Raw genomic sequence first — 6,039 nt, 5'->3', positions numbered from 1 at the left:
TAACGATACGACTTGCGTCGCAGAACACACGCGCACCGACCGCGCCACGTACGCGGTTTTTGGCGAACTTGGTTGCCGCAGTTGGACGGTGGCTTCATTTCGCGTGCGGCTTCGGGCGCGGTCGGTGTGCTACAGCGTTTCGCGATGGGCGATTTCCGTTTGAATGTCCTGGGATGGCAAAGGTGGGTATTCATATAGCCGATAGAGTGGACGCCCATCGCGAAACATACGCCGCCCAACAGCGCGCGCGGGAAGGCGCGTGACACCAGGACGTCGAAGCGCGCGCGCCGTCGTGCGGCTCTAACGTTTGCTGAAACGCCTTTGAGGAGAGTGCTATGAAGTGTATGCATTGTCTAGTTGAATTTCATGATAATGAGCGCGTCGAGATTCTGGGAGAAGATGCAGATGCAGGCTGGGCAGTGTCGTGTTTCACTTGCCCATCCTGTAAAAGGATGAACCTCTTTCTTGTAAATGGCAAAATCATACGAACTCCGAACGGTATATATCTGACGAATAGAATTAGCAGCATTCCAATTAGACCAAAGGGAAGCAGTCGTTCTCCGTGTCCATCGGAAGTGCCCGCAGAACTTGCTGAAGACTACACAGAAGCATGTATCGTCTTATTCGATAGTGCCAAAGCATCCGCAGCATTGAGCCGACGTTGTTTGCAGAACCTTCTCCGAAAAGCAGCGAAAGTGAAACACGGTGACTTGGCTGACGAAATACAACAGGTCATTGATAGTGGCTCTCTTCCTAGCCATTTGGTGCAAGTCATTGATGCTGTTCGACAGATAGGGAACTTCGCCGCCCATCCAATGAAAAGCCAACGGACAGGTGAAATCCTTCCAGTTGAGCCAGAAGAAGCCGAATGGAACCTTGATGTTCTTGAAGCACTATTCGATTTCTATTATGTGCAACCAATAATGATAGCAAAGAAGCGCGACGCTCTCAACGCGAAACTCAAAGAAGCGGGCAAGAAACCAATGAAGTGAATACGCTTCAGCAAACACACAGACGCCGACAACGGTACGCGCGCGTTTTTTGGCATTGTCGGTTGGTTAGCATGAACGTTGTTGGTATTTCGGCGTACCGTTGTCGGTGTGCTACAGCGTTACACGCGATTCTTTTACGATAGAGTGGCGTGGCAGTTCGCAAGCATACACGGAGACAATCAAAACCATGTCACTGCATTGGAAAGCAGGTGACCAAATCGTATGGCGCGAAGTCTGGCGAGGAAGAGTATGGTCAGCCAAACCTGTAACTGTTGTCAAAGATACTCCAGACTTGGTCGCTTTGTGGATGGCTTTGGGTACTTGCTGGAAAATACCAAGGGCATTGGACGGCAGTCCTGTTCAACCCAGCACACGACTTCCAGACGCCCAATGGCAATTGGTTGACCAAGTATGGGAATACGGGGATACTTTGTTTCTCACCGCTTTTGGGAACACTCATGCTGTTCACGTCATGTGGTCCAAAGAACGGACTCGCTTTGCAGGTTGGTATATCAACTTGCAAGATCCCATCGAACGAACGGCTATCGGCTTTGACTATATGGACCAGTTGCTCGACATCGTTGTGAGTCCAGACCAATCCGAATGGTATTGGAAAGACCAGGACGAGTTTTTAGAGGCACAGAATATCGGTTTGATTTCTCCGGAAAAGGCACGCGAGATACGGACAGAAGGCGAGCGAGTCATTTCGCTCATGCGCTCTGGTATGCCGCCGTTCAACAGTGGTTGGGAATATTGGTCTCCGCCATCCAATTGGAGCATCCCGCAACTTCCTGAGAACTGGGATAAAGTATTGCAACGCGCAGACTGAACGGCATGCAACATGATGTAGTCTCTCGGAGATCAGATTGAAAATTCTCATCGTTCTCCCCATGCAACAAGAACTTGATTTTTTCATCCAAGGTTGTACGGAACAAGGACTCGCAACGGAATCCGCTCACATCGGTCGGATACCAGTGACCCGCTTGCCCGGACTCGGCATTACGCTCGCAAGAGGCGGACTGGGCAAGACACAATTTGCGGTTCAGACTCAACATTTAATTGATTGCGGATCGGATTGGAACGCAGTCCTGTGCGCTGGCGCGGCAGGCGCGTTGGACGATAGACTTGATGTCGGAGACGTTGTCGTCGGAACCGAGACCATCGAGTACGACATACGCAACAAATTCGGCAAACCGATGCTCCCGCGTTTCCGTAGTGATGCGACACTGCTCGATGAATTCAAACACATCGAGACGATCGCCGCTTCGTTCAGAATCCACTTCGGTGCCATCGCGAGCGGCGACGAGGACATCGTGGATGTAGCAAGACGGGAAGAGGTTCGAGGACTAACCAACGCGCTCGCCAACGGCTGGGAAGGAGCAGGCGGCGCGCGGGCATGTCAGTTTAGCGGTGTGCCGTTCATCGAAATTCGCGGCATCTCCGATGGCGCGGATGAAACAGCCGCGCTTGACTTTGAGACGAATCTCCCGAACACGATGAGGAACGTAGCCAGGGTCATAACGCAGTGGGCAAATAAATTCAAGGTTGCATGGAAATCAAAATGACACACAACTGGGACGCAATTCGTAACGAAACGACACAGTACTTGCAAGACCTGATTCGGATTGACACGACGAATCCGCCGGGCAATGAGACCAAGGCAGCGGAGTATCTCGCCGGCATTTTCAAACGCGAAGGCATCGAGCCGACCGTGCTCGAATCCGCGCCGGGACGTGGCAACATCGTCGCGCGTATCAAGGGCGAGGGTCGCGCCGCGCCAATTATGTTGATGGCGCATCTCGACGTGGTCACCGCCGAGCCGGAGCATTGGTCGCATCCACCGTTCGGCGCAGAGATCGCGGACGGGTACATGTGGGGACGCGGCACGCTCGACACGAAAGAACTCGCCGCGATGGAATTGACGGTGATGTTGATGCTCAAGCGCGAGGGAAAATCGCTCGCGCGCGACATTATCTTTATGGCGAACGCGGACGAAGAAGCCGGCGGCAAACTTGGCGCGGGCTGGATGGTGAAAGAACATCCTGACCTGATTCGCGCCGAGTACGCCATCAACGAGGGCGGCGGATTCGGCTTCGATATTTTGGGGCATCGCTTTTATTCGGTGCAGACCGGCGAAAAAGGGACCGCGCGCTTTACGATGCGGACGCGCGGCAAGCCAGGTCACGCGTCGCAACCGCATCGCGATAACGCGGTTCTGAAACTCGCGGACGCGGTGCTGAAAATCGGCGCGGCAGATTTGCCGATGCACCTGACGACGACGACCAAGACATTTGTCGAAGGCATCGGCGCGACGCTCGGCAAGCCGTACGATCTCGTCTTGCGCGCGCTGCTCGATCCGAAAAAACATCGCGCGACGCTCGACCATCTCCCGCTCGACGAAGGTATGCGCGCCATGTTCTACGCGATGTTGCACAACACCGTCACGCCGACGATGCTCAAAGCGGGCACCAAGATCAACGTGATTCCTTCGATGGCAGAAGGGCAATGCGACACGCGTTTGATTCCCGGCGAAACCCCCGACGACTTCTTGCGCGAGTTGCGACCGATCATCGGGAATGAAGTCGAGATCGAATTCCAAGATGGCAACCTGGGTCGCGAGTCCACGCACGCGACGTCGTTGTTCGATACGATCACACGCGTGATGGCGCGACACGAACCGAAAGCAACCGTCTTGCCGTACCTCGTCGTTGGGGCGACGGACGCACGACACGTTGGCAAAATGGGTACGCACGTGTACGGCTTTTGCCCGATGTTCGTGCCCTCGACCGAGCTGGGTCGCGTGCATGGGCATGACGAGCGCATCTCGCTCGACAATTTGATGTTCGGTACGCGCGTGTTGTACGATGTCGTCGGCGAGATGGTGGCGGGATGAGCGAGAGATTTTCGATCCGCGAGTCCACGCCGGACGACGCGGACATCATTTGCGCGCATCGCCGCGCGATGTTTGAGGCAATGGGACGCGACACGCCGGCACAAATTGACGCGATGGACCAACCGTATCGCGTATGGCTGGCGGACAAACTCGCGAACGGCGAATATCGCGCATGGTTTGTCGAAAACGAATCCGGCAAGGTTGTCGCTGGAGCTGGGTTGTGGTTGATCGCCTGGCCCCCCAGTCCGTACGATCAGGCGCGCTGGCGCGGGTACGTGTTAAATGTGTACACCGAGCCGGCTTTTCGCGGGCGCGGTTTTGCCAAGCGGCTGATGCAAACGATCATGGCGTGGTGTCGCGCGCATAGCATCTGCCTCGTGACGCTTCACGCAAGCAATGAGGGCAAGCCCATCTATGAATCGCTTGGATTCAAGCAAACGAATGAGATGAGAATCTTTTTGGAAGGAGTAGATAGGTAGACAGGTAGACAAGTAAATGGCTAGACACAGTACATCACAGTTGTCATTTCGAGGGAGCGGAGCGACCGAGAAATCACGGCTTTGCAAGGAGAGATTTCGAGCGAAGCGAGAAATGACAGCCCAAATTATGATGTACTGAGACGGAATGATTGCCTTGTTTATCTGTTTACTTGGTTACGTGCTTACTCACGACTATGTTACGCGCATCCATCATCGGTGGTTCCGGTTACGCGGGCGGCGAACTCGCGCGGATTCTGCTTTCGCATCCCCAGGTCGAACTCGCGCAAGTGACGAGCGAATCGCACGTTGGCGAGTACCTGTACAACGTGCATCCGAATCTGCGCGGGCGCACGAAATTGCAATTCACCACTCCCGATCAGATCGAGCCGTGCGATGCGCTTTTCATCGCGTTGCCGCACGGCGAAGCGCAAAAACGCATCGAATCGCTGGCAAAACTTGCGCCGAAAATCGTTGACCTCTCGGCGGACTTTCGCTTGCGCGATCTCGCGGCGTACAAGAAATGGTACGGCGAAGAACATCACGCACCGGACTGGGTGAGCAAATTTGTGTACGGCTTGCCCGAACTGCATCGCGCGGAAATGAAATCGGCGAGTTACATAAGCGGAGTTGGCTGCAACGCGACGGCGACGAATCTCGCTCTGTTACCGCTTGTGCGCGCGAATCTACTCGATGCGACGCGCGCGATTATCGTGGATATCAAGGTCGGATCGTCCGAAGGCGGCAATTCGCCCTCGCTCGCGTCGCATCATCCCGAACGGAGCGGCTCGGTGCGAACATTTTCGGCGGTCGGTCATCGCCACACCGGCGAAGTCGAACAGGAACTCGGTTTGACGAACGTGCACCTCTCGATCACCTCTATCGAGATGGTGCGCGGTGTGCTGGCGACGGCGCATTGTTTCTTGAAACCTGGGACGACGGAAAAGGACTTGTGGCGCGCGTATCGTGGCGCGTACAAAGACGAACCATTCGTCCGCATTGTCAAAGACAAGCAAGGCATCTATCGCTATCCCGAACCGAAAATTCTGTCTGGCGCGAACTATGCGGATGTGGGCTTTGAGTACGACGAAGCGACGTGCCGCGCGGTGTCGCTCTGCGCGATTGACAACCTGATGAAAGGCGCGGCAGGCAGCGCGGCGCAAGCGATGAATCTGATGTGCGGATTTCCGGAGACGATGGGGTTGGAGTTTGCAGGATTGCACCCGATTTAATTTCTGATCTTCGATTTCTGATTTCTGATTTAGGGGACGTGACAATGCCGATGATGACACGGGACGATCTCAAAGCGCGGACGAAACTGTTTGCTCTACGTACAATCAATCTCTGTGAGTCACTACCGCAAAGGAGGTCATCCGCGATTCTCGCTAACCAACTGATTCGAGCCGGCACGTCGGTCGGCGCTAATTACCGTGCCGCATGTCGCGCGCGTTCAACCAAGGATTTTGTAAACAAACTGGGTGTTGTGATTGAAGAGTCGGACGAATCCGCATACTGGATCGAGTTGGTTGTGGAGGCAAAACTGATGTCAGAACGCCGGGTCGCAAGTTTGTTGAAAGAGGCAGATGAGTTGACCGCGATTTTTACTGCCTCGCACAAGACTGCCAGTCGAAGTTTACGCCAATCTAATCAGAAATCAGAGATCAGAAATCAGAAATGA

Annotated in this window: 7 protein-coding genes; all 7 read left to right on the top strand. The window is 54.5% G+C overall.

Annotated features, from left to right (window positions below):
- The first annotated feature begins 452 nt into the window (after positions 1-452).
- The 7 genes from HY868_21970 to HY868_21940 all read left to right on the top strand — a co-directional run bounded on the left by HY868_21970 (position 453) and on the right by HY868_21940 (position 6,039).
- Positions 453-992 carry a DUF4145 domain-containing protein gene (locus tag HY868_21970; protein ID MBI5304818.1) on the top strand — a complete coding sequence of 180 codons (540 nt, stop codon included), beginning with the start codon at positions 453-455 and terminating at the stop codon, positions 990-992.
- A 187-nt stretch (positions 993-1,179) separates the two neighbouring features.
- Positions 1,180-1,821 carry a DUF402 domain-containing protein gene (locus HY868_21965; protein ID MBI5304817.1) on the top strand — a complete coding sequence of 214 codons (642 nt, stop codon included), beginning with the start codon at positions 1,180-1,182 and terminating at the stop codon, positions 1,819-1,821.
- A 37-nt stretch (positions 1,822-1,858) separates the two neighbouring features.
- Positions 1,859-2,557: a 5'-methylthioadenosine/S-adenosylhomocysteine nucleosidase gene (locus HY868_21960; GenBank protein ID MBI5304816.1), complete on the top strand. Its 699-nt coding sequence runs from the start codon at positions 1,859-1,861 to the stop codon at positions 2,555-2,557.
- Complete coding sequence (locus tag HY868_21955) at positions 2,554-3,885, top strand: M20/M25/M40 family metallo-hydrolase (GenBank protein MBI5304815.1); 1,332 nt, start codon at positions 2,554-2,556, stop codon at positions 3,883-3,885. Before HY868_21960 ends, HY868_21955 begins: the two co-directional genes overlap by 4 nt.
- Positions 3,882-4,364, top strand: a complete 483-nt coding sequence (locus HY868_21950) for a GNAT family N-acetyltransferase (GenBank protein ID MBI5304814.1) — start codon at positions 3,882-3,884, stop codon at positions 4,362-4,364. Before HY868_21955 ends, HY868_21950 begins: the two co-directional genes overlap by 4 nt.
- Before the next feature lie 194 nt (positions 4,365-4,558).
- Positions 4,559-5,593, top strand: a complete 1,035-nt coding sequence (locus tag HY868_21945; protein MBI5304813.1) for an N-acetyl-gamma-glutamyl-phosphate reductase — start codon at positions 4,559-4,561, stop codon at positions 5,591-5,593.
- Positions 5,594-5,646: 53 nt separating this feature from the next.
- Positions 5,647-6,039 (top strand): four helix bundle protein, encoded by a 393-nt coding sequence (locus HY868_21940; GenBank protein MBI5304812.1) that lies wholly within the window; start codon positions 5,647-5,649, stop codon positions 6,037-6,039.

The organism is Chloroflexota bacterium, assembly GCA_016219275.1.
In the GTDB taxonomy this organism is placed as follows: Bacteria; Chloroflexota; Anaerolineae; order UBA4142; family UBA4142; genus JACRBM01.
The sequence above is the reverse complement of the archived record's forward strand: the minus strand, read 5'-3'. Positions and strand labels throughout refer to the sequence as shown.

Coding starts and splice junctions, on each gene's coding strand:
- HY868_21970 (MBI5304818.1), top strand. CDS start 453: ATGAACCTCTTTCTTGTAAATGGCAAAATCATACGAACTCCGAACGGT.
- HY868_21965 (MBI5304817.1), top strand. CDS start 1,180: ATGTCACTGCATTGGAAAGCAGGTGACCAAATCGTATGGCGCGAAGTC.
- HY868_21955 (MBI5304815.1), top strand. CDS start 2,554: ATGACACACAACTGGGACGCAATTCGTAACGAAACGACACAGTACTTG.
- HY868_21950 (MBI5304814.1), top strand. CDS start 3,882: ATGAGCGAGAGATTTTCGATCCGCGAGTCCACGCCGGACGACGCGGAC.
- HY868_21945 (MBI5304813.1), top strand. CDS start 4,559: ATGTTACGCGCATCCATCATCGGTGGTTCCGGTTACGCGGGCGGCGAA.
- HY868_21940 (MBI5304812.1), top strand. CDS start 5,647: ATGACACGGGACGATCTCAAAGCGCGGACGAAACTGTTTGCTCTACGT.